Here is a 23,135-nt window from a genome sequence, read left to right as displayed (position 1 = left end):
GAACGCTTATTCACCGTTCCATTGTGATACTTAACGACCATCGATGTAGCTATATCGCTACACATTGCGGGCAGCCGGACTGTTCCGCCGTGGGACTGCACAAACAATGTGTAACTCCTGATCAAGGAGACACCTGTGACGAGTACCGTGATCCAGTCATCCGCAGCGATGGACTTGGAGGAGCCCGCGGTGACGCGGAACAACGAGGCTTCGGATCGCGAACTGGTGGCAAACTGGTCGACCAGGCCCGCGCCGAAGGACTGGATCTGATCGGTGAGAACAGGCTGCTGGGCCGGCTGACCAAACTGGTCCTGGAGTCGGCGCTGAAAGACGAGATCACCGACCGCCTCGCCTACGACAAGCACGAGGCGGCCAAACGCGGCAGCGGCAACACCCGCAACGACACCCGCACCAAGACCGTCATCACCGACGTGGGACCGGTGGGGATCGCGGTGCCGCGGACCGGGACGCCAGCTTCGAGCCGAAGAACTTCCGCAAACGGCAGCGGCGCCCGTCCGGCGTCGATGAGATGATCATCTCGCTGGCCGCCAAAGGGCTGACCACCGGGGAGATCTCCGCGCACTTGGCCGAGGTCTACGGCGCACAGGTGTCCAGGCAGACCATCTCCGCCATCACCGGCAAGGTCATCGACGGTATGGCCGAGCGGCAGAACCGGCCTTTGGATCCGGTCTGCCCGGTGATCTTCATCGATGCGATCCACGTGAAGATCTGTGACGGTCAGGTTGCCAACCGGCCGATCCATGTGGCGATGGCGGTCACCCTCGACGGTGAGCGCGACATCCTCGGACTGTGGGCCGGCGACGGTGGTGAGGGCGTCCCCGAGGAGGTGAGCGGGCATCCTCGCATGTTCGCCACCTTCACCGTCCCGTCCTTCGGTGTGGTCCACGCACACCGGTCAGGCGAGAACGGCAAGCCGTTGCCGTGCCGTCCTCGGCGTGATCGTCCGGTGCGCGAGCACAGGCGACCGGAAAGCCGCGGCGCACGCCATGACAGCGATGCCCCCCAAGTGGGGCAACCCCTTTGCGTGGACTGCTACGACTACCGCGATACGGGGCTGCGATGATCCGCCTCGATGATCTGGAGGGGCCAACCGATCGGCCGCCGGACCAGGCTACCGTCCCGCTCCTAGCCCTTGTAGTGATACTTGTCGCCGGAAACGGCTCTGGCCCGAGATCCGCACCGGACGCGCCGGGCGATCAAGGGCCAGGATCTAACCAAACCCGCAGGTCTACGCCTCGCCGGAGGTCAGCCCCACCGGGCACGACACCCCGGTCCCGCCGATCCCGCAGTAGCCGCCCGGGTTCTTGAACAAATACTGCTGGTGATACTCCTCGGCGAAGAAGTAGTCACCCGCCGGGGCGATCTCGGTGGTGATGGGGTCGTAGCCCGACTCGGTGAGCACCTTCTGGTAGGCGTCACGTGAGGTGAGGGCCGACTTCTCCTGCTCGGGCGAGTGGAAGTAGATCGCCGAGCGGTACTGCGTGCCGACGTCGTTGCCCTGGCGCATGCCCTGGGTGGGGTTGTGGGCCTCCCAGAAGACGCGCAGCAGCTCCTCGTACGACACCTTGGCAGGGTCGAAGACGACGCGGACGAGCTCGGTGTGACCCGTCTGGCCGGTGCAGACCTCCTCGTAGGTCGGGTTCTGGGTGTAGCCACCCGCGTAGCCGACCGAGGTGGTGATCACACCCGGGGTCTGCCAGAAGATGCGCTCGGCGCCCCAGAAACAGCCGAGGCCGAAGTCGGCGATCTCGCTTCCCTCGGGGTAGGGCGGAGCGAGCGGGGCGTCGAGGACCGCGTGGCGGCCGGGTGCCGTGATCGGCGTGGGGCGGCCCGGGAGCGCGTTCTCCGGGGACACCATCGTCGTCTTGTCCTTGCCGAACAACCAGCCCATTGTGAACCTCCTCCTGACACGTTCTCACCAGGAGGCAACCGTCGGCGACCTCCCCGTGTTCCCGTAAGACTCTCTTAACAGAGCGGAAAGTACTACTAAATTGTATTAAATCTGGTAAGGAGCGAAGATAGGCATCATGCCTGAAACGCGCCGTGGAGTTCTGTACGGCATCGCCGCCTACAGCATGTGGGGTCTGTTCCCGCTGTACTGGCCGCTCCTGAAGCCCTCGGCCGCCCTGGAGATCCTGGCACACCGCATCGCGTGGTCCCTGGTCGCCGTCGTCGCCATCCTGGCGGTACGGCGCCACTGGTCCTGGTTCCGCGAGCTCCTGCGCACCCCGCGGAAGCTCGGCCTCCTCGTCCTGGCAGCGATGATCATCACGGTCAACTGGGGCCTCTACATCTACGCCGTCAACAGCGGGCACGTGGTCGAGAGCGCGCTCGGCTACTTCATCAACCCGCTGGTCAGCGTGCTCTTCGGGGTGTTCCTGCTGAAGGAGCGGCTGCGACGGTGGCAGTGGGTCGCGGTGGGGCTGGGCACCGCGGCGGTGGTCATCCTGACCGTCGACTACGGGCGCCCGCCGTGGATCGCGCTGGTGCTGGCCGCCAGCTTCGGCACGTACGGGCTGGTCAAGAAGATCGCCGGGGTGGGCGCGGCGGAGAGCATGACGGTCGAGACGCTGGTGCTGCTGCTCCCCGCACTGGGCTACCTGGTCTACCTGGGACAGCAGGGGACGAGCACGTTCGGCAACGCGGGGGCGGGCCACGCGCTCCTGCTGGCCGGGGCGGGTGTGGTCACCGCCGTCCCGCTGCTCTGCTTCACCGCCTCCGCGATCCGGATACCGCTCACCACGATCGGCCTGTTGCAGTACATCGCCCCGATCCTGCAGTTCCTGTGCGGCGTGTTCGTCATAGGGGAGGTCATGCCGCCCAGCCGCTGGCTGGGGTTCGGCGTCATCTGGCTGGCGCTGTCGGTCTTCACCTGGGACAGCCTCCGGACGGCCGCCCAGGCCCGCCGGGCGGCCCCTGATCCCGTTCCCGTACAAGAACCCGCATAAGACCCCTTGGCGCCACATGGTGGCGCCAAGGGCCGCGAAGTGACCGCGCCGAGGCGACCGGGGGTCAACCGGGGGTCAGGAGCCGCGGACGGCGAGGACCAGCGGGGTGAGGTCCGGGTCGATGCCGGCCTGCTCCAGGGCCGCGGCCAGGGAGCGCTCGTAGGTGGGCGTGGCCGCGGCCAGCCGGGTCCGCCCTTCGTCGGTGATCACCGAGTAGACGCCGCGGCGGTCGTCCGAGCAGAGGTCGCGCCGGGTCATCCCGGCCTCCTCGAGGCGGGCGACGAGACGGGTCACCGAGCTCTGGTTGAGCCCTACGGACTCGGCGAGTTCCTGCATGCGCATGCAGCCGCCGGGGGCGGTGGCGAGCCGTCCCAGCGCGCGGTACTCCGACAGCCCGAGGCCGTGTCCGCGCTGGAGTGCCTTGGTCAACTCCGCCTCCACGCGCGCGTGCAAGAGGGCGAAACGATCCCACGACATGGTGATTCCTCCTGGAGTGTTCTATCGGCAGGAGTCTACATGCACATACAATATTTGCTTTTACATGCAATAAATATCGTGAAAAACATACGATAGACCCGGTCGGACCGGGTGGAAGAGCCGGATGATCATGCCTGCGATGGCCGGCCGGAACGCTTCACGACGTGGTCGCACGGTTCCAGGTTAACGGGGCCGGCCGGACCACTCCACGAGGCGGTCGCACACCGCCCGGCGGGCGACGGCCGGCCGGACCATCACGACGTGATCACACGGCGCCAGGAAAACGGCGCCGAGGGAGCCGAGGGAACAGCGTCGGGAAAACGATGCCGGACAAACCGCGGTCAGCCGGAACGCTCCACCACGTAGTCACACAGTGCCAGATAGGCGGCACGGGCCGGGATGTCGGGAAGGCTCGCCAGATCCTCGCGGGCGCGGTCGGCCCAGGCGAGCAGCTCGGCGCGGGCGCGTCCCATGGCGGGGTCGGCGCGGAGCAGACCCAGGGTCTCCTCGATGTCCTCCTCCGCCACCGGACCGGCCAGCAGCTCGCGCAGGCGGGCGCTCTCGGGGGCGTCCGAGGCGAGGACGTAGAGCACCGGCAGGGTCCGGATGCCCTCGCGCAGGTCGGTTCCGGGAGTCTTGCCCGACTCGACCGTCTCTGAGGCGACGTCCAGCAGGTCGTCGCCGAGCTGCCACGCCACCCCGATCGCCTCGCAGGCCCGGGTCAGCCGCTCGACCACCTCGGGCGAGGCCCCGCTGAGCATGGCGCCGAACCGGCCGGAGGTGGCGATCAGCGAACCGGTCTTGTCGGCCAGCACCCCGATGTAGTGGGCCACCGGGTCGTCACCGGGGCGGGGGCCGATGGTCTCGCGGATCTGGCCGCGCACCAGGCGGGAGAACGTCTGGGCCTGGATCCTGATGACGTCGGCACCGAGGTCCGCGAGGATCTCCGACGCCTGGGCGAACAGGTAGTCGCCGGTCAGGATGGCCACGGTGTTGTCCCAGCGGGCGTTCGCCGACGGGGAGCCCCGGCGGACCGGGGCCTCGTCCATCACGTCGTCGTGGTAGAGCGTCGCCAGGTGGGTCAGCTCGATCACCACGGCCCCGGGCACCACGCCCGCGGCCTGCGGCGAGCCGAACTGGGCGGCGAGCAGGGCCAGCATGGCCCGGAACCTCTTGCCGCCGGCCTCGATGAGGTGCTTGGACGCCTCCGTGACGAAGGCGTCGTCGCTCTGCACCGAGGACCGCAGCAGCTTCTCGACCTCTGCCAGTCCGGTCGCGACGTCCTGCGCCAGCCGCTCGTCGACGAACGGCAGATCAACAACCGGTGGCGCAGCCATGAAACGTTACTCCTCTAGCGAATGAACAGCGCGGACGCAGCCTGATCCGCGAGATCGAGCACCGGCTGCGGGAAGACCCCGAGCACTACCGTAGCCGCTGCCGCGAGGGCGACCACAGCCGAGGTGCCCACCGTGGGAGCCGCGATGGACGGCCCGTCGGCGGCAGGCTCGCTGAAGAACATCAGCACGATGACGCGGACGTAGAAGAACGCCGCGATCGCCGAGCTGACCACACCCACGACGACGAGCGGCAGCGCGTCCCCGGCGACCGCCGCCGAGAAGACGGCGTACTTGCCGAAGAAACCGCTCGTGAGCGGGATGCCGGCGAAGGCGAGCAGGAAGAAGGCGAAGATGCCCGCCAGGACCGGGGATCGCTTGCCCAGGCCGGCCCACCGGGACAGGTGCCCGGCCTCGCCGCCCGCGTCGCGGACCATGGTGACGACCGCGAAGGCGCCGACCGTAGTGAAGCCGTACGCGGCCAGGTAGAACAGGATGGCCGACAGGGCCTGGGCGTTCTGCTCGGCGGCGCCGACCGCGACGATGCCGGTGAGCAGGAAGCCCGCGTGCGCGATCGAGGAGTAGGCGAGCATGCGCTTGATCTCGGTCTGGGTGATGGCCAGGACCGCGCCGACGATCATCGTCAGGATCGCGACGCCCCACATGACCGGCTTCCAGTTCCACTCAAGGCCACCCAGAGCCACCCAAAAGACCCTGAGAACGGCTCCGAAGGCCGCGACGAGCACGGTGGAGGCCATCAGGGCGGTGACCGCGGTGGGCGCGCCCTGGTAGACGTCAGGCTTCCACGCCTGGAACGGCGCGGCTCCGATCTTGAAGAGCAGGCCGATGCCGAGCATCGCGGTGCCGATCAGCAGCAGGGTCTCCTGACCGCTGACCGAGCTGAGCGAGTCGCTGATGGCCCGCAGGTCGACCGACCCGGCGTAGCCGTAGATCAGGGCCATCCCGTACAGGAAGAAGGCCGAGGAGAACGCGCCGAGCAGGAAGTACTTGACCGAGGCCTCCTGCGAGAGCAGGCGGCGACGGCGGGCCAGGCCGCAGAGCAGGTACAGCGGCAGGGACATGACCTCGAGGCCGACGAACATGATCAGCAGGTCGTTGGCGGAGGCGAAGAGCAGCATGCCGCCGACCGAGAACAGCAGCAGCGGGTAAACCTCGGTCTGGGCGTACCCGCTGAGGATCGCGTCCTCCTCGTCGGGGCTGCCCGGCACCGCCGCCGCCTGCGCGACGAACTGCTCCTCGTCGTTGATCAGGAGCGTGCTGACCAGGGCCAGCACGAGGATGATGCCCCAGATGAACAGGGAGGGACCGTCCACCGCGACCGAGCCCATCGCCGCCGGGGCGTCCGGCAGGCCGTTGACGGCGTTGAGCACGGTCATCAGGAACGCGCCGACCAGGGCCAGCAGCGTGAGCGGCATGTGGATCGACTTGCGCAGGTAGCGGGGCGCGAACGCCTCGATCAGCACGCCGATGATGGCCGCGCCGAACACGAGCAGCATCGGCGACAGCAGCGCGTACTCGATCGTCGGGGGTTGGATGATGGCGTCGTTCACTGCCCGGCCCCCTTCTGGTCCGCCACGGCGGGTTTGGGCTGTTCGATGTTGATACTGCTGAGCGTCTTGTCCACCGCGGGGTTGATCACGTCAAGCACCGGCTTGGGGTAGAAGCCCAGCACGAGGAGCACCGCGACCAGCGGGGCCACCACGAAGATCTCGCGCCGGTTGAGGTCGGGCAGGCTCAGCGCCGGCTTCTTCGAGGAGCCGGGCTCCTTCGGGGAGTCGGGCAGGACGTGCGCCGCCTCCCCGGGGGAACCGGGTACGGCGTACGCCGGCTCCTTCGGGGCGCCGGTCATCATGCGCTGGTACATCCACAGGATGTAGACGGCCGCCAGGACGACACCGCTGGTCGCGATGATCGCCGGAACCGGGTAGCGCTGGTAGGTGCCGAGCAGGACCATGAACTCGCTGACGAACGTGGACAGACCCGGCAGGGAGAGCCCGGACAGGCCGGCGATCAGGAAGGTGCCCGCGAGCAGCGGGGCGACCTTCTGCACGCCTCCGTAGTCGGCGATCCGGCTGGAACCCCGGCGGTAGATCAGGAAGCCGGCGATCAGGAACAGCGCGCCGGTCGAGAAGCCGTGGTTGACCATGTAGAGGGTGGCGCCCGCGCCCGCGTTCGGGGTCATCGCGAAGACGCCCAGCGCGATGAAGCCGAAGTGCGAGATCGAGGTGTAGGCGATCAGGCGCTTCATGTCGGTCTGGCCGATGGCCACGATCGCGCCGTAGACGATGCCCACGACCGCCAGCACGATCACCAGCGGGGTGAAGAACTTCGAGGCCTCGGGGAACAGCTCCAGGCAGAAGCGCAGCATCCCGTACGTGCCGACCTTGTCCAGCACGCCCACCAGCAGCACCGCGGCGCCGGCCGGGGCCTGCGCGGCGGCGTCGGGCAGCCAGGTGTGGAACGGCCACAGCGGCGCCTTGACCGCGAACGCGATGAAGAAGCCCGCGAAGAGCCACTTCTGCGTGGTCGGGTCCTGGACGGCCGCGATCAGCTCGGGGAACATGAAGGTGTTCTTCCCGGCGACCACGTAGAGCGCGATCACCGCGACCAGCATGAGCAGGCCGCCGAAGAGCGAGTACAGCAGGAACTTCACGGCCGCGTAGGACCGCTGCGCCCCGCCGTACGACCCGATCATGAAGTACATCGGGATGAGCATCGCTTCGAAGAAGACGTAGAACAGGAAGACGTCGGTCGCCGCGAAGACGCCGATCATCATCGCTTCCAGCACCAGCAGCAGCGCGAAGTAGGTCTTCACCGACCGCTTGGGCGGGGCCTCGGCCCCGGAGCCGTCGGCGTCGTGCCAGGAGGCGAGGATCACGATCGGCACGAGGATCGCCGACAGCGCGATCAGCACCAGGGCGATGCCGTCGACGCCGACGCCGTAGTGGACGCCGAAGCGCGGGATCCACTCGTAGACCTCGACGAACTGGAAGCGAGCCGGGGAGGCCGGGCTGAACTGCGCGGCGATGGCGCCGGTCAGCGCGAGCACGACCAGCGAGACCACCAGGGCCAGCTGCTTGGCGAGCTTGTCACTCTTGACAAGGGAGACACCCACCGCGCCCAGAACGGGCACGGCCATCAGGGTCGAGAGCCAGGGCATCACATGTTCCCTACGTAGAGCAGCGCGCCAACGACCACGGCGGCACCGAAGAGGATGGACAACGCGTAGGACCGCACGTAGCCGGTCTGGATGCGGCGCAGCCGCCCGGAGGTCCCGCCGATCCCCGCCGCCAGGCCGTTGACCAGCCCGTCGATGCCGCGGTTGTCGAAGAACACCGCGATGCGGGCCAGCCACTGGCCGGGGCGCATGAACAGCGCCTCGTTCAGCGCGTCGCCGTACAGGTCACGGCGGGCGAAGGTGGTGACGAACGAGCCGCGCGGGGCGACCCGGGGCACCTCGGCGGCACCGTAGCGGAACCAGGCGAAGGCGGCACCGACGGCGACCAGCGCGAGCGTGGTCAATCCGGCGGGGCTGACGAAGTGGAACTCGGGCAGCTTCTCGGGCGCGCCGACCGCCGGGGCGAGGAACGTCATGAGCCGGTTGTCCAGGATCATGAAGGCGCCCAGGAAGATCGAGCCGATCGCCAGCAGGATCAGCGGCACGGTCATCACCGAGGGCGACTCGTGCGGGTGCGCGTCGTCGGCCCAGCGCTTCTTGCCGAAGAAGGTCATGAAGACCATCCGCGACATGTAGAAGCCGGTGATGCCCGCGCCCAGGACCGCGAGCCAGCCCAGGATCGGGTTGTGGTGCATCGCCGTCTCGATGATGCCGTCCTTGGTGAAGTAACCGGACAGCAGAGGGAAGCCGATGATCGCGAGGTAGCCGACGATGAAGGTGGCCGCGGTGACCTTCATCACCGAGAACAGCCCGCCGTACTTGCGCATGTCGACCTCGTCGTTCATGGCGTGCATGACCGAGCCCGCCCCGAGGAACATGTTGGCCTTGAAGAAGCCGTGCCCGATCAGGTGCGCGATGGCGAACGCGTAGCCGACCGGGCCGAGGCCCGCGCCGAGCATCATGTAGCCGATCTGCGACATCGTCGAGCCCGCGAGGCCCTTCTTGATGTCGTCCTTGGCGCAACCGATGATCGCACCGGCGAGCAGCGTGGCCACGCCGACGATCGTGACGACGAGCTGCGCGGTCGGGGCGGCCTCGAAGAACGCGCCCGAGCGGACGACCAGGTAGACGCCCGCGGTGACCATGGTCGCCGCGTGGATGAGGGCCGAGACCGGGGTCGGGCCCTCCATCGCGTCCAGCAGCCACGACTGCAGCGGCAGCTGGGCCGACTTGCCGCAGGCGCCCAGGAGCAGCAGCAGGCCGATCGCGGTGATCGTGCCCTGCGAGGCGCCGCCGGACGCGATCGCCCCCTTGACGACCTCACCGGTCAGGTCGCTGAAGGCGACCGTGCCGAACGTCGTGAAGACGGTGAAGATCGCGATCAGCAGGCCGAAGTCGCCGACGCGGTTGACGATGAAGGCCTTCTTCGCCGCGGCCGCCGCCGAGGGCTTGAACTGCCAGAACCCGATGAGCAGGTACGAGGCCAGGCCCACGCCCTCCCAGCCGATGAACAGGGCGACGTAGTTGTCGGCCAGCACCAGCAGGAGCATCGCCGCGACGAACAGGTTCAGGTACGCGAAGAACCGGCGCCGGTCGACGTCGTGCGACATGTAGCCGATCGAGTAGATGTGGATCAGCGATCCCACACCGGTGATCAGCAGGGCGAAGCTGATCGACAGCGGGTCGATCAGCAGCCCCATGTCGGCGACGCCGGGGATGAACTGGTAGAGCGGGACGCCCAGGCGGCGCTGGGCCGGGGGCAGGCCAAGGATCTCGACGAAGGCGACGACCGCCACCACGAAGGCGCCCAGGGACATCGCGACGCCGAGGAGGTGACCCCAGCGGTCGGAGCGACGCCCGGCCAGCAGCAGGACCGCGGCGCCGAGCAGCGGGAGTGCGATCATGAGCCAGGAGACTCCGATCACGCCCCCGGAATGCTGGATGATCTCAGCGGGTTCCACGGCCACCTCTTAGTACTTCAGCAGGTTGGCGTCGTCCACCGACGCGGACCTGCGGGTTCGGAAGATCATCACGATGATGGCGAGGCCGATGACGACCTCGGCCGCGGCCACCACCATCACGAAGAACGCGATGATCTGGCCGTCCAGGTTGCCCTGCTGCCTGGCGAAGGTGACGAACGCGAGGTTGCAGGCGTTGAGCATGAGCTCCACGCACATGAACACCACGATCGCGTTGCGCCGCACCAGCACACCGACGGCGCCGATCGCGAACAGCAGCGCGGAGAGCACCAGGTAGTGAGTGGTCACTTGCCGTCCTCCTGCTGGAGTGCCGCGTCCCTCACATGGACGGGCTCGTCGTCTGAGCCGGAGCCGCGGCCCTGTGCCGCTTCCTTCTCCAGGACCTGCTTGATGAGCGCCGCCTTCGCCGGGTCGGTCGGCGCGAAGCCGTCCTCGATCTCGTGCCTGGCGAGCACCCGGTTGATGGACTTCTCCGCGACCGTGCCGTCGGGCAGCAGGGCCGGCATGTCGATCGCGTTGTGCAGCGCGTAGGTGCCGGGCCCCGGCAGCGGCGAGGGCTGCGGGCCGGTGAAGCGGGCGCGGGCCAGGTCGCGCTGGGTGGCCTTGGGCCGGACGCGCTCGCGGTGTGCCAGCACCATCGCGCCGAGCGCGGCGGTGATCAGCAGCGCCGAGGTGACCTCGAAGGCGAAGACGTACCTGGTGAAGATGAGCTGCGCCAGGGAGGGCACGTTGCCGCCCGCGCCCTCGACGGCCTTGGCGAGACCGGTGGGCGGGGCGTAGACGGCGTTGCCGACGCCCAGGGCGAGCAGCGCCGCGAAGGACAGGCCCGCGACGAACGCCCACAGACGCTGTCCCCTGATCGTCTCGACCAGCGAGTCGGCGGAGTCGACGCCGACGAGCATCAGGACGAACAGGAAGAGCATCATGACCGCGCCGGTGTAGACGATGATCTGCACCGCGGCGAGGAAGGGGGCGTCCTGGACCGCGTACAGCACGGCCAGCGACAGCATGACGACGCCCAGCATCAGCGCCGAGTAGACCGCCTTGCGGCTGAAGACGAGCCCGAAGGCCGCCCCCACCGAGACGACCGCCAGAACCCAGAACGTGATGGTCTCACCCATTGTTGCGTCCCAGACGGTAGTAGTCCTCTTCGGTCTCGCCGAGACGCATGGGGTGCGGCGGGACCTCCATGCCGGGGCCGAGCGGCGCGAGCAGCATCTCCTTGGTGTAGATGAGGCTCTCACGGCTGCTGTCGGCGAGGTCGTACTCGTTGGTCATCGTGAGCGCCCGTGTCGGGCAGGCCTCGATGCACAGGCCGCACAGGATGCACCGCAGATAGTTGATCTGGTAGGTGCGCCCGTAGCGCTCACCCGGCGAGAACCGCTCCTCGTCGGTGTTGTCCGCACCCTCGACGAAGATCGCGTCGGCCGGGCAGGCCCAGGCGCACAGCTCGCAGCCGACGCACTTCTCCAGGCCGTCGGGCCAGCGGTTGAGCTGGTGCCGGCCGTGGAAGCGCGGGGCCGTGGGCCGCTGTTCCTCGGGGTAGTTGACCGTCTCGACCTTCTTGAACATCGTGTGGAAGGTCACGCCGAATCCCTTGATGGGATTCAGCCAATCAGTTGCTCCCACTGGGAACCTCCTTGCGCGCTACACCGTGGTAGTGCGGCAGGTCGAGCGGCGGCACCGGGAAGCCACCGGCGGACGGCTCGGCTTGGAGTTGCTCGAACTCGGCCTGGACCTGGGCGGCCCGGGCCTCCTTGCGCCTCTGCAGCACGCTGTCGAAACGCCACCAGATCCCGAAGCAGCCGATCAGCACGGCCGCGAGCACGATGAACACGACCGACTGGTCGACGTTGTCCAGCCGCAGGGCCTTGACCGTGGCGACGAGCATGATCCAGGCCAGGTTGACCGGGATGAGGATCTTCCAGCCGAGGGCCATCAGCTGGTCGTACCTGACACGCGGCAGCGAGGCGCGGCACCAGACGAAGAAGGAGAAGACCAGCACCATCTTGAGGAAGAACCACAGCAGCGGCCACCAGCCGGTGTTGGCCCCGTCCCACATGGAGATCGGCCACGGGGCCCGCCAGCCGCCCATGAACAGGGTGATGGAGACCGCGGAGACCACGAAGACGTTGACGTACTCGGCGAGCATGATGACCGCGAACTTCAACGAGTTGGAGTATTCGGTCTGGAAGCCGCCGACCAGCTCGCCCTCGCCCTCGGGCAGGTCGAAGGGGACCCGGTTGGTCTCGCCCAGCATCGTGATGATGTAGATCAGGAAGGACGGGATCAGCAGGATCATGTACCAGGAGGGCAGCGGGATCTCCAGGCCGAAGAGCGGGAGCGTCCCGCCGTTGGCCTGGGCCGCGACGATCTCCGAGGTGGAGAGGGTCCCGGCGAACAGGAAGACGCCGACGAACGACAGGCCCATCGCGATCTCGTACGAGACCACCTGGGCGCTGGCCCGCAGGCCGCCGAGCACCGAGTAGGGGGAGCGCGAGCCCCAGCCGGCCAGCACGATGCCGTACACGCCGATCGAGGCCATCGCGAGCACCAGCAGCACCGCGACCGGCAGGTCGGTGAGCTGCAGCGGCGTCTGCACCCCGAACATCGAGACCATCGGGCCCATCGGGATGACGGAGAAGGCGAGGAAGGCCGGGACCGCCAGGACGACCGGGGCGATGAAGTAGATCACCTTGTCGACGGTCCGGGGCATCAGGTCTTCCTTCAGCCCCATCTTGAGACCGTCGGCCACCGACTGGAGCAACCCGAACTTGCCCGCCCGGTTGGGGCCGTACCGGTTCTGCATGCGGGAGATGAGCTTGCGCTCGAACCACACGCCGAACAGCACGCCCAGCATCAGGACGATGAAGATGACGGCGGCCTTGATGATGCTGATCCAGAGCGGGTCCTTGCCGAAGTCGGCGAGGCTCGGATCGGCCGCTAGAAGAGTCCGGGCGTTCATTACCGCTCCTCGTTGGCTTCGCCGGCGGCGCGTGCCTCGCCGGCCGTCGTGCCGGTGGCACGCTCGTCGGACCCGGTGTCAGTGGCCGCGCCGATGCCCGCGACGGTGCTCGCCGAGCCCGGCGTGACCGGGCTCGCGGCGGCGGGCGCGACGGCGGCGCCCCCGTCGGACGCGGCGTTCCCGGAGGAGGCGCCGATCCTGACCACGTCACCGGCGACGGCGCGCAGGTCCCGGGTGACCGAGCGGCCCGCGGAGTTGGCCGGCAGCCACACCACCCGGTCGGGCAGGTCCGCGATCCGCACGGGCAGGCTCAGCGAGCCGCGCTCGCCGCTGACGACGATCTCGCCGCCGTCGACCAGGCCCGACTCGGCCGCGGTGGACTCCGAAACCAGCGCCTCGGCCCGGCGGGCGGTGCCCGCCAGGTACGGCTCCCCGGCCTGCATGCGGCCGTCGTCGAGCAGCAGGTGCCAGCTGGCCAGCACGGCCTCCCCGGCCTGCGGCCCGGCGGCGGCCCGGCCGGTCGCGTCGGGAGCGGCGGCCCTGGGTCCGCGCCACGCGCCGATCGAGCCGAGCTCGCGGCGGGCGGCGGCGGGGTCGGGCAGGCCGAGGTGCACGTCCATCGCGTCGGCGATCGCGGAGACGACCCGCAGGTCGCTCATGATCCCCGGAACCGGGAGCGCCTCGGCGAAGGTGCGCCCGCGTCCCTCCCAGTCGACGAAGGTGCCCGACTTCTCGGCCACCACGGCGACGGGGAGCACCACGTCGGCGCGGTCGGTGACCGCGCTGGCGCGCTGCTCCAGGCTCACGATGAACGGGGTGTTCTCCAGGGCGAGCAGTGCGGCCTGCGGCGCCGGCAGGTCGTAGGGGTCGACACCGGCGATGACGAGGGCGTCGAGCTCGCCGTCGAGCGCCGCCGCCAGCATGGCGGTGGTGTCGCGGCCCTCGCCCTCGGGCAGGGAGGCGACGTCCCACGCCCTGGCCACCTCGGCGCGGGCGGTCTCGTCACCGACCGGGCGGCCGATCGGCAGCAGGTTCGGCAGCGCCCCGGCCTCGACGGCCCCGCGCTCACCGGCGCGGCGCGGGATCCAGGCCAGGCGGGCGCCGGTGGAGTCGGCGAGCCGCAGCAGCGCCGACAGCGCGCCCGGCACGGTGGCGAGCCGCTCACCGGCCAGGATGATCGCGCCCGGCTGCCTGATCGCCTCGGCGGCGATCGCGTCCACGGCGGCGAGGTCGTCCAGGACGGCGGTCTCCGAGCCCGGCACCGCCGGGATCAGGGTGCCGCCCATCTTGGCGAGCCCGGGGCCGGCGAACGGCGCGACCGAGAAGACCTTCAGGCCCTTCTTGCGCGCCGCCTTGCGCAGGCGCAGGAAGACGATCGGCGACTCCTCGTCGGGCTCGAAGCCCGCCAGGAGCACCGCGGGCGCCTTCTCCAGGTCGGCGTAGCGGACCTCGATGCCCTTGCCGGCGACGGCGTGCGCGAGGAAGCGCGCCTCCTCCTCGGAGTGCGGCCTGGCGCGGAAGTCGATGTCGTTCGTGCCGAGAGCGATCCGGGCGAACTTCGCGTACCCGTACGCCTCCTCGACGGTGAGGCGGCCGCCGACCAGCACGCCGGCGCGCCCGCGCGCGGCGGACAGGCCCTTGGCGGCCGCGGCGAACGCCTCGGGCCAGGAGGCCGGGACCAGGCGTCCCTCCTCGTCACGGACGAGGGGGGTCTTCAGCCGGTCGGGCTGGGTCGCGTAGGTGAAGGCCCAGCGACCCTTGTCGCAGTTCCACTCCTCGTTGACCTCGGGGTCGTCCCCGGCCAGGCGGCGGGTGACCTTGCCGCGCCGGTGGTCGGTGCGCAGGGAGCAGCCGCTCGCGCAGTGCTCGCAGGCGCTGGGCGTGGAGACCAGGTCGAACGGGCGGGCCTGGAAGCGGTACGCGGCGCCGGTGAGCGCGCCCACCGGGCAGATCTGCACGGTGTTGCCGGAGAAGTAGGACTCGAACGGGCGGCCGTCGGCGGTGGCGACCTGCTCCTTGGCCCCGCGCTCGAAGAAGTCGATGAGCGGGTCGCCGGCGATCTCGTCGGAGAAGCGGATGCAGCGCGCGCACTGGACGCAGCGCTCGCGGTCGAGCAGCACCTCGGAGGAGAGCGCGACCGGCTTGTCGAAGGTCCGCTTCTTCTCCACGAAGCGGCTCTCGCCCTGGCCGTTGGACATGGCCTGGTTCTGCAGCGGGCACTCGCCGCCCTTGTCGCAGACCGGGCAGTCGAGCGGGTGGTTCAGGAGCAGCAGCTCCATCACGCCGCGCTGCGCCTTCTCGGCGACCGGGGAGGTGAGCTGGGTCTGGACGACCATGCCCTCGGCGACCTCGATCGCGCAGGAGGGCTGCGGCTTGGGGAAGCCGCGGCCGTTTCCGGCGTCGGGGATGTCCACCAGGCACTGGCGGCAGTTGGCGGCCGGCTCCAGCAGCGGGTGGTCGCAGAACCGGGGGATCTGGATGCCGAGCAGCTCGGCCGCCCGGATGATCAGAGTGCCCTTCGGGACGCTCACCTGGAAGCCGTCGATGGTGACGGTGACCAGGTTCACCGGCACCTGCTGCGCCGGGGTGGTGGCTTCGACGGTCATGGCGTCTCCTCCGTCGGCCTCATGACCGAGACGGTGCTGTGCTTTCCGACGTGCTTTCCGACGTGCTTGCCGGTTGCCTGGGTCCGCGCGCTCACTGGGCACCCCACACCGTGGACGGGGCGTGATCGAACGGGCAGCCGCCGATCTCGAAGTGCTTGAGGTATTCGTCGCGGAAGTATTTCACCGACGAGTGGATGGGGCTGGTCGCCCCGTCGCCCAGGGCGCAGAAGGAGCGTCCCAGGATGTTGTCGGCGATGTCGGTGATCGTGGTCAGGTCCTCTTCGGTGCCCTGGCCCTTCTCCAGCCGCTTGAGCACCTGCTTGAGCCAGAAGGTGCCCTCCCGGCAGGGGGTGCACTTGCCGCACGACTCGTGCGCGTAGAACTCGGTCCAGCGGAGCACGGCGCGCACCACGCAGGTGGTCTCGTCGAAGATCTGCAGGGCCCGGGTGCCGAGCATCGAGCCCTTCGCCCCGACGGACTCGAAGTCCAGCGGGACGTCGAGGTGCTCGTCGGTGAAGATCGGGGTGCTCGACCCGCCGGGGGTCCAGAACTTGAGCCGGTGGCCCTCGCGGATGCCGCCGGACATCTCCAGCAGCTCGCGCAGCGTGATGCCGAGCGGGGCCTCGTACTGGCCGGGCGTGGTCACGTGGCCGCTCAGCGAGAAGATGCCGAAGCCCTTGGACTTCTCCGTGCCCATCCCGGCGAACCAGTCGGCGCCGTTGGCGATGATGGAGGGAACACTCGCGACCGACTCGACGTTGTTCACCACTGTCGGCGAGGCGTACAGGCCCGCCACGGCGGGGAAGGGGGGCTTGAGCCGAGGTTGGCCGCGATAGCCCTCCAGCGAGTCGAGCAGCGCCGTCTCCTCGCCACAGATGTAGGCGCCGGCGCCGCTGTGCACGACCAGCTCGAGGTCGAAGCCGGAGCCGAACAGGTCGGTGCCGAGATAGCCCTTGGCGTACGCCTCGGCCACGGCGGCCTGCAGGCGGCGCACGACGTGCACGACCTCGCCGCGCACGTAGATGAACGCGTGGTTGGCGCGGATCGCGTACGCGGTGATGATGACGCCCTCGACCAGCGAGTGCGGGTTGGCCATCATCAGCGGGATGTCCTTGCACGTGCCGGGCTCGGACTCGTCGGCGTTGACCACCAGATAGTGCGGCTTGCCGTCACCCTGGGGGATGAAGCCCCACTTCATGCCGGTGGGGAAGCCCGCGCCGCCTCGGCCGCGCAGTCCGGAGTCCTTGACGGCCTGGATGACGGCGTCGGGGTCCATGCCCAGCGCCTTCTCGGCCGCCGAGTAGTCGCCGTACCCCTCCAGGGTGAAGGAGTTGGGCTGGTCCCAGTTCGCGGTCAGAACCGGGGTGAGAGTGGTCACTTCGTCTCCTCGCCTGGCAGCCCGTCGCTCCGTGACGAGGCCGCTCCGTGCCTGCCGGCACGCTCGTTGCGCCCGCACGCGCCGGTCTGACCGGCACGCCCGCTCGTGATGGCTCCACGCCGTGGCACGCTCACGCCTCCGGAGCCTTCCATCCCTTGGCCTTGGCGATCTTCAGACCCTCCAGGGAGGGGCCGTTCGCCGAGGGGCCGTCGCCGGCCAGGCCGTCGGGCAGGCCCGCGAGCACCCGCGAGGCCTCCTTGAACGTGCAGAGCTTCTTCGGCCCCCGGGTCGGCGAGATCTCCTTGCCGTCCCTGAGGTCGTCGACGAGCTGCTTGGCCGAGGCCGGGGTCTGGTTGTCGAAGAACTCCCAGTTGACCATCATCACCGGGGCGAAGTCGCAGGCGGCGTTGCACTCCAGCCGCTCCAGCGAGACCTTGCCGTCAGGGGTCGTCTCGTCGTGGCCGATGCCCGCGTGCTCGGACAGCTCTTCCCAGATCTGGTCGCCGCCCATGACCGCGCAGAGCGTGTTGATGCACACGCCCACGTGGTACTGGCCCATCGGCCTGCGCTTGTACATCGTGTAGAAGGTGGAGACGCCCACGACCTCGGCCTTGCTCAGGCCGAGTATCTCGGCGCAGAACTCGTGGCCGTCGTCGGAGACGTAGCCGTCCTCCGACTGCACCAGGTGCAGCAGGGGCAGCAGGGCCGACCGCGGCTTGGGATAGCGGCCGATGATCTCCTTCGCGTCGCGCTCCAGGCGCTCCCGCACTTCCGGCGCGTACCCCTTGGACACGGTCGCGCTCACCTCCTCGCCACCCGCGCGGGCGGCGTCCTCATCGCGGTTCGACGGCTCGCCGCCCAGGGCGGTGCTCGTCCCGAGGGCGCTCTCGCCCGTCAGGCCGGTGCCCGTGCTCGCGTCGAGCCTCTCGTCCGCCGCGTTCGCCGACTGGCCGGCCGGGCCCTTGCTGGAGCTCATCGGTCGACACCTCCCATCACCGGGTCGATCGAGGCCACCGCCGAGATGACGTCGGCGACCGCACCGCCCTCACACGTCGCGGGCATGGCCTGCAGGTTCGTGAAGGACGGGTCGCGGAAGTGTACGCGGTAGGGGCGGGTTCCGCCGTCGCTGACCACGTGGGCGCCGAGCTCGCCGCGGGGCGACTCGACCGAGGCGTACGCCTGCCCGGCCGGGACCCGGAAGCCCTCGGTCACCAGCTTGAAGTGGTGGATGAGCGCCTCCATGGAGCCGCTCATGATGTGCGCGATGTGGTCGGGCGAGTTGCCCAGGCCGTCGGGGCCGAGCGCGAGCTGCGCGGGCCAGCCGATCTTCTTGTCGTCGATCATCACCCGGTCGTTCTTGAGCGGCCCGGAGAGGCGGTCGAGCGCCTGCTCAATGATCTTGAGCGACTCCTCCATCTCGGCCACCCGCACCAGGTAACGGCCGTAGACGTCGGCGGTCTTCTCCGTCGGGACGTCGAACTCGTAGGTCTCGTAGCCGCAGTAGGGCTGCGACTTGCGCAGGTCCCACGGCAGGCCCGCGGCCCGCAGCATCGGGCCGGTGACGCCCAGCGCCATGCAGCCGGTGAGGTCGAGGTAGGCGACGTCCTTGGTACGGGCCAGGTAGACCGGGTTCGCGTCGAGCATCTTGCGCATGTCCTTGATGCGCCCCGGCATGACCTTGAGCAGCTCGCCGACCTTGTCGACGGCGCCGGCGGGCAGGTCGACCGAGACGCCTCCGGGCCGGACGTAGGCCATGTTCATCCGCAGGCCGGTGATGTACTCCATCACGTCGAGCACCATCTCGCGCTCGCGGGACCCGAAGAGGAACGGAGTGGTCGCGCCCAGCTCCATGCCGAAGGTGCCGATGGCCACCATGTGCGAGGAGATCCGGGTGAGCTCCATCATCATCACGCGGATGGCCTGGGCCCGCTCGGGGATCCGGTCGGTGATGCCCAGCAGCCGCTCGACGCCCATGCAGTAGGCGGTCTCGTTGAAGATCGGCGCCAGGTAGTCCATCCGGGTGACGAACGTCGTGCCCTGGGTCCACGTGCGGTACTCGAGGTTCTTCTCGATGCCGGTGTGCAGGTAGCCGATGACCGTGCGGGCCTCGGTGACCGTCTCGCCGTCGAGGTTCAGGACCAGGCGGAGCACGCCGTGCGTGGACGGGTGCTGGGGGCCCATGTTGATGACGAGCTGCTGGTCCTGCTGGCCGGAGAGGGTCTCGACCAGTTCCGTCCAGTCGTTGCCCGAGACGGTGTAGACCTTGCCCTCGGTGGCCTCGTCGTACGCGGTGTCGTACGGGCCCCCGACGGTCTCCTTCGTCTCCTGGTAGGGGACGCTCATGTGTAGGACCTCCTCTGGTCCGGCGCGGGGATCTCGGCGCCGCGGTACTCGACCGGGATGCCGCCGAGCGGGTAGTCCTTGCGCTGGGGGTGACCGTCCCAGTCGTCGGGCATCATGATGCGGGTCAGCGCCGGGTGCCCGTCGAAGACGATGCCGAAGAAGTCCCAGGTCTCGCGCTCGTGCCAGTCGTGCGTCGGGTAGACCGAGACCGTGGAGGGGATGTGCCGGTCGTCGTCGGGGCAGGAGACCTCGACGCGCAGGCGGCGGTTGTGCGTGATCGAGCACAGGTGAATCACCGCGTGCAGCTCCTGGCCCACCAGGTGGGGGTAGTGCACGCCGGAGACGCCGAGCGAGAGCTCGAAGCGCAGGGCGGGGTCGTCGCGCAGGATCTTGACGACGTCGAGCAGGCGCTCGCGCCTGACGTGGAAGGTCAGCTCGCCGCGGTCGACCACCACGCGCTCGACGGCGTCGCCGAGATCGCCGCCGAGGGCGCGCTCCAGCTCGTCGGCGACGGTGTCGAAGTAGCCGCCGTACGGGCGGGCGCTGGACAGCTCGGGCTTGCGGCGCACGACGAGGCGGCCGTAGCCGGAGGTGTCGCCGGTGCCCGAGGCGCCGAACATGCCCAGGTGGGCGATCGGCTCCTCCGGAACCTCGGGGAGGTTGTCAGCGGGTTCGCTCGTCATTTGGCGGTCCCCTGGTCGATCAGCGGCAGCGTCCGCAGGGCCTGCAGTTCGAGCTCGTCGATCTGCTTGGCGCGGTGCGCGCCGAACTTCGTGTTCTGGATCTTGTCGTGCAACTTGACGATCGCGTCGATGAGCATCTCGGGCCGCGGCGGGCAGCCGGGCAGGTAGATGTCGACGGGGACGACGTGGTCGACGCCCTGCACGATCGCGTAGTTGTTGAACATGCCGCCGCTGGAGGCGCAGACGCCCATCGCGATGACCCACTTGGGCTCGGCCATCTGGTCGTAGATCTGGCGCAGCACCGGGGCCATCTTCTGCGACAGCCGTCCCGCGACGATCATCAGGTCGGCCTGGCGCGGAGACGCCGAGGCGCGCTCCATGCCGAAGCGCGCCAGGTCGTGCTTGGGACCGCCGGTGGACATCAGCTCGATGGCGCAGCAGGCGAGACCGAACGTCGCCGGCCAGACGGAGTTCTTGCGCGCCCAGCCGGCGACCTGCTCGACCGTGCTGAGCATGAACCCGCTCGGAAGTTTCTCTTCAAGACCCATATCTAGTCCCAGTCCAGACCCTTGCGGCGCCACACGTACGCGTAGGCCACGAGCACGGTGACGATGAACAGCAGCATCTCGACCAATCCGAACAGCCCGAGCTGGTCGAACGCGACCGCCCACGGGTAGAGGAAGATGATCTCGATGTCGAACACGATGAACAGCATCGCGGTGATCATGTACTTCAGCGGGAAGCGGCCTCCGCCCACGGGCTGGGGCGTCGGCTCGATACCGCATTCGTAGGCGTCGAGTTTCGCGCGGTTCCAGCGCTTGGGACCGGTGAAGGGGGCGATCGTCACCGAGAAGATCGCAAATCCCGCCGCGAGAACGGCGAGCACCAGGATGGGTGCGTACAACTCCATCGCTACGCCTCCTCTCCCATCTCCACGCGCGCCGGCGCGTAGCTCTGCGTTGTGGTGTATTTCGAAAGTCTAGGCAGGGCGATCATCGCCCCCGGTTCCAGGTGTCCGGCCCTCGTCGCTCTCATGCCGGTGGCGCCACCTTCGACAGGGCGTTGATGATGCGGTCGGACGCGTCACCCCGCCGGTCGGTGAGATTAGCAAGGAGCTTGAGCGCGAACCGCATCAGGTGGGGGTGCGGCAGCGCGTGACGCGTCGCGAAGTTCATCACGCCGCGGTGCCCGATCAGCTCCACGAATCCCCTGCCGAGGGTGAAGTAACCACCGTATGCGTCCTTCAACGTCTGAGGGTATGCGCGCAGCACGCGCTCCCGCTGCGCGGGGGTGACCCTGCCGAGCGCCTGGACGATCGTCTCGGCGGCGATGTGGCCGGTCTCCATCGCGTACGCGATGCCCTCGCCGTTGAACGGGTTGATCATCCCGCCGGCGTCGCCCACCAGCACCAGGCCCCGCGTGTAGTGCGGCTGGCGGTTGAAGGCCATCGGCAGCGCGGCGCCCCTGATGGGGGTCGTCATGTTCTCCTCGACGTAGCCCCACTCGGGGGGCATGCCCTTCACCCAGCGCTTGAGCAGGTCGCGGTAGTCCATGCCCTTGAAGGACTCGCTGGTGTTCAGCAGCCCCAGGCCCACGTTGGAGGTGCCGTCGCCGACGCCGAAGATCCAGCCGTAGCCGGGCAGCAGGGTGTCGCCGTCCCACAGCTCCAGCCAGGTCTCCAGGTAGTCGTCGTCGTGGCGGGGGCTCTCGAAGTACGTCCGCACCGCGACGCCCATCGGGCGGTCCTCGCGCTTGTGCAGCCCCATCGCCAGGGAGATGCGGGTGGAGTTGCCGTCGGCGGCCACCACCAGCCGGGAGCGGTAGGTGACCTCCTCGCCGTCCCGCTTGGCGACCACGCCGACGATGTGCCCGCTGCGGTCGTCGAGGACCGGGGCGGTGACGTTCACCCCCTGCAGCAGGCGGACGCCCGCCTTGACCGCGTTGGCGGCCAGGATCTCGTCGAAGTCCTGGCGGGTGCGCACCAGGCCGAAGTCGGGGAAGCTCGACAACTCCGGCCAGTCGAGCTCGAAGCGCATCCCGCCGCCGACCACGCGCAGGCCCTTGTTGCGGACCCAGCCGGGGGCGTCGATGTCGATGCCCATCGCGATGAGCTGCTTGACCGCTCGGGGCGTCAGCCCGTCGCCGCAGACCTTCTCGCGAGGGAAGGTGGTCTTCTCGAGCAGCAGGACGTCGAGCCCGGCCTGCGCGAGGTGGAATGCGGTTGTCGAACCGGCGGGCCCGGCGCCGACGACGATGACGTCGGCGTCAGCCTCAGCGACTTTCCGCTGTGTGGCGGCTGGCACGGTCACGGGACCTGTCCTGTCCTACACGCTGTGGGGGCCTCGGGGTAAGGGGCCTTTCGTTCCTTTGTGAAGAGCTTCACAAACTTGTCGGGCCGAAGTCTAACGCCTTTGCGGGGCAAAGTGTCAGGCGGGTGTTGCCCTCGTCGCCAATCTTCCACGCGGGGCGCTACGCGGGCTTGTACGCGCGGTGCAGGGCCACGATTCCCAGGCTCAGGTTGCGCCAGGCGACCCGCTCCCAGCCCGCTCCCTGAATGATCCTCGCCAACCCCGCCTGGTCCGGCCAGGCCCTGATCGACTCCGCCAGATACTCGTAGGAGTCGTCGTTGGAACCGAAGAGCTTCGCGGCCCGCGGCATCAGCTTCATCAGGTACTGCGAGTATACGAGGTCGAAGGACCTGGGCGTCGGGTGCGAGAACTCCAGGATCACCAGCCGCGCGCCCGGCCTGGCCACCCGGTACATCTCGCGCAGCGCCCCACCGGTGTCGTGCACGTTGCGCAGCGCCGTGGAGATCGTCACCGCGTCGAAGACGCCGTCGGCGAAGGGCAGCCGCAGCGCGTCGCCCGCGACGAAGCTGACGCCCCGCACCCCGCCCCCGGAGATGCCGGAGCCGCCCCTGCGCCTCACCCCGGTGCTCAGCATGCCGAGCGAGAAGTCGGAGGCGATGGCGCGGGCGCCCAGCGCGGTGAACGTGTCGGTCGACGTGCCGGTGCCCGCGCCGAGGTCGAGGACCAGCTCACCGGGGCCCGCGTCGACGGCCGCGGCGGTGGCCTTGCGCCACAGCCGGACCTGGCCCAGGGAGATAACGTCGTTGACGAAGTCGTACCGCCTGGCCGTGCGATCGAACATCGCGGCGACCTCGTGCGGCTGCTTGTCCAGAGAAGCGCGCGTCATGACTCCCACCCTAGGCCCGCCCCGATAATCCACGGAAAGTAGTCATTCCATCACCCAGGGCATGCTA

At 69.0% G+C, this 23,135-nt stretch carries 21 protein-coding genes and 1 pseudogene; 3 read left to right on the top strand and 19 right to left on the bottom strand.

Annotation, left to right across the window (positions count from 1 at the left end; genetic code table 11):
• Positions 1 to 23: 23 nt before the first annotated feature.
• A pseudogene (locus AB0F88_RS28010) lies at positions 24 to 766 on the top strand (transposase); the annotation flags it as partial.
• A gap of 3 nt (positions 767 to 769) precedes the next feature.
• On the top strand, positions 770 to 1,084 hold the full coding sequence (locus AB0F88_RS28005) for a replication initiator (protein ID WP_362690475.1): 315 nt from the start codon (positions 770 to 772) through the stop codon (positions 1,082 to 1,084).
• Between the two features lie 165 nt (positions 1,085 to 1,249).
• Here AB0F88_RS28005 and msrA read toward each other — a convergent pair whose 3' ends face one another.
• A complete protein-coding gene (msrA, locus tag AB0F88_RS28000) occupies positions 1,250 to 1,912 on the bottom strand; it encodes a peptide-methionine (S)-S-oxide reductase MsrA (RefSeq protein ID WP_362690221.1) in 663 nt (220 codons plus the stop codon).
• Positions 1,913 to 2,048: 136 nt separating this feature from the next.
• On the opposite strand from msrA, the gene rarD reads away from it, so the two are divergent.
• Positions 2,049 to 2,969, top strand: a complete 921-nt coding sequence (rarD, locus tag AB0F88_RS27995) for an EamA family transporter RarD (RefSeq protein WP_362690218.1) — start codon at positions 2,049 to 2,051, stop codon at positions 2,967 to 2,969.
• Between the two features lie 75 nt (positions 2,970 to 3,044).
• On the opposite strand, the gene AB0F88_RS27990 is transcribed toward rarD, so the two are convergent.
• The 18 genes from AB0F88_RS27990 to AB0F88_RS27905 all read right to left on the bottom strand — a co-directional run bounded on the left by AB0F88_RS27990 (position 3,045) and on the right by AB0F88_RS27905 (position 23,068).
• Positions 3,045 to 3,446 carry a MarR family transcriptional regulator gene (locus tag AB0F88_RS27990; protein WP_362690215.1) on the bottom strand — a complete coding sequence of 134 codons (402 nt, stop codon included), beginning with the start codon at positions 3,444 to 3,446 and terminating at the stop codon, positions 3,045 to 3,047.
• Positions 3,447 to 3,787: 341 nt separating this feature from the next.
• Positions 3,788 to 4,783 carry a polyprenyl synthetase family protein gene (locus AB0F88_RS27985; RefSeq protein WP_362690212.1) on the bottom strand — a complete coding sequence of 332 codons (996 nt, stop codon included), beginning with the start codon at positions 4,781 to 4,783 and terminating at the stop codon, positions 3,788 to 3,790.
• A 14-nt stretch (positions 4,784 to 4,797) separates the two neighbouring features.
• A complete protein-coding gene (gene nuoN / locus AB0F88_RS27980) occupies positions 4,798 to 6,351 on the bottom strand; it encodes an NADH-quinone oxidoreductase subunit NuoN (RefSeq protein WP_362690209.1) in 1,554 nt (517 codons plus the stop codon).
• Positions 6,348 to 7,961: an NADH-quinone oxidoreductase subunit M gene (locus AB0F88_RS27975; RefSeq protein ID WP_362690206.1), complete on the bottom strand. Its 1,614-nt coding sequence runs from the start codon at positions 7,959 to 7,961 to the stop codon at positions 6,348 to 6,350. Before AB0F88_RS27975 ends, nuoN begins: the two co-directional genes overlap by 4 nt.
• Positions 7,961 to 9,823, bottom strand: a complete 1,863-nt coding sequence (gene nuoL / locus AB0F88_RS27970; RefSeq protein ID WP_362690472.1) for an NADH-quinone oxidoreductase subunit L — start codon at positions 9,821 to 9,823, stop codon at positions 7,961 to 7,963. Before nuoL ends, AB0F88_RS27975 begins: the two co-directional genes overlap by 1 nt.
• A gap of 66 nt (positions 9,824 to 9,889) precedes the next feature.
• Positions 9,890 to 10,186, bottom strand: a complete 297-nt coding sequence (gene nuoK / locus AB0F88_RS27965; RefSeq protein WP_329089089.1) for an NADH-quinone oxidoreductase subunit NuoK — start codon at positions 10,184 to 10,186, stop codon at positions 9,890 to 9,892.
• A complete protein-coding gene (locus tag AB0F88_RS27960; RefSeq protein ID WP_362690203.1) occupies positions 10,183 to 11,019 on the bottom strand; it encodes an NADH-quinone oxidoreductase subunit J in 837 nt (278 codons plus the stop codon). The genes nuoK and AB0F88_RS27960 overlap by 4 nt, the downstream gene beginning before the upstream one ends.
• On the bottom strand, positions 11,012 to 11,527 hold the full coding sequence (nuoI, locus tag AB0F88_RS27955) for an NADH-quinone oxidoreductase subunit NuoI (RefSeq protein WP_344747308.1): 516 nt from the start codon (positions 11,525 to 11,527) through the stop codon (positions 11,012 to 11,014). The genes AB0F88_RS27960 and nuoI overlap by 8 nt, the downstream gene beginning before the upstream one ends.
• Entirely contained in the window at positions 11,514 to 12,863 is a 1,350-nt protein-coding gene (gene nuoH, locus AB0F88_RS27950; RefSeq protein ID WP_362690200.1) for an NADH-quinone oxidoreductase subunit NuoH, read from the bottom strand. Before nuoH ends, nuoI begins: the two co-directional genes overlap by 14 nt.
• Positions 12,863 to 15,469 carry an NADH-quinone oxidoreductase subunit G gene (locus AB0F88_RS27945; RefSeq protein WP_362690197.1) on the bottom strand — a complete coding sequence of 869 codons (2,607 nt, stop codon included), beginning with the start codon at positions 15,467 to 15,469 and terminating at the stop codon, positions 12,863 to 12,865. Before AB0F88_RS27945 ends, nuoH begins: the two co-directional genes overlap by 1 nt.
• A gap of 91 nt (positions 15,470 to 15,560) precedes the next feature.
• Positions 15,561 to 16,847, bottom strand: coding sequence for an NADH-quinone oxidoreductase subunit NuoF (gene nuoF / locus AB0F88_RS27940; RefSeq protein ID WP_362690194.1), 1,287 nt, complete (start codon positions 16,845 to 16,847; stop codon positions 15,561 to 15,563).
• 130 nt (positions 16,848 to 16,977) lie between these two features.
• Positions 16,978 to 17,640 (bottom strand): NADH-quinone oxidoreductase subunit NuoE, encoded by a 663-nt coding sequence (gene nuoE / locus AB0F88_RS27935; RefSeq protein WP_362690469.1) that lies wholly within the window; start codon positions 17,638 to 17,640, stop codon positions 16,978 to 16,980.
• 179 nt (positions 17,641 to 17,819) lie between these two features.
• A complete protein-coding gene (locus tag AB0F88_RS27930; protein WP_362690191.1) occupies positions 17,820 to 19,190 on the bottom strand; it encodes an NADH-quinone oxidoreductase subunit D in 1,371 nt (456 codons plus the stop codon).
• Positions 19,187 to 19,873 carry an NADH-quinone oxidoreductase subunit C gene (locus tag AB0F88_RS27925; protein ID WP_362690188.1) on the bottom strand — a complete coding sequence of 229 codons (687 nt, stop codon included), beginning with the start codon at positions 19,871 to 19,873 and terminating at the stop codon, positions 19,187 to 19,189. Before AB0F88_RS27925 ends, AB0F88_RS27930 begins: the two co-directional genes overlap by 4 nt.
• Positions 19,870 to 20,421, bottom strand: a complete 552-nt coding sequence (locus tag AB0F88_RS27920; RefSeq protein ID WP_030916695.1) for an NADH-quinone oxidoreductase subunit B — start codon at positions 20,419 to 20,421, stop codon at positions 19,870 to 19,872. The genes AB0F88_RS27925 and AB0F88_RS27920 overlap by 4 nt, the downstream gene beginning before the upstream one ends.
• 2 nt (positions 20,422 to 20,423) lie before the next feature.
• Positions 20,424 to 20,783 carry an NADH-quinone oxidoreductase subunit A gene (locus AB0F88_RS27915; RefSeq protein ID WP_362690185.1) on the bottom strand — a complete coding sequence of 120 codons (360 nt, stop codon included), beginning with the start codon at positions 20,781 to 20,783 and terminating at the stop codon, positions 20,424 to 20,426.
• 121 nt (positions 20,784 to 20,904) lie between these two features.
• On the bottom strand, positions 20,905 to 22,182 hold the full coding sequence (locus AB0F88_RS27910) for a geranylgeranyl reductase family protein (protein WP_362690182.1): 1,278 nt from the start codon (positions 22,180 to 22,182) through the stop codon (positions 20,905 to 20,907).
• A 160-nt stretch (positions 22,183 to 22,342) separates the two neighbouring features.
• The gene (locus AB0F88_RS27905) at positions 22,343 to 23,068 is read right to left on the bottom strand and encodes a demethylmenaquinone methyltransferase (protein ID WP_362690179.1); all 726 of its coding nucleotides are present in this window, start codon (positions 23,066 to 23,068) and stop codon (positions 22,343 to 22,345) included.
• Positions 23,069 to 23,135 lie beyond the last annotated feature (67 nt).

This window comes from Streptosporangium sp. NPDC023963 (assembly GCF_040639135.1).
GTDB lineage: Bacteria > Actinomycetota > Actinomycetes > Streptosporangiales > Streptosporangiaceae > Streptosporangium.
Note: the sequence above shows the minus strand (reverse complement) of the source record. Positions and strands in the feature narration are given on the sequence as shown.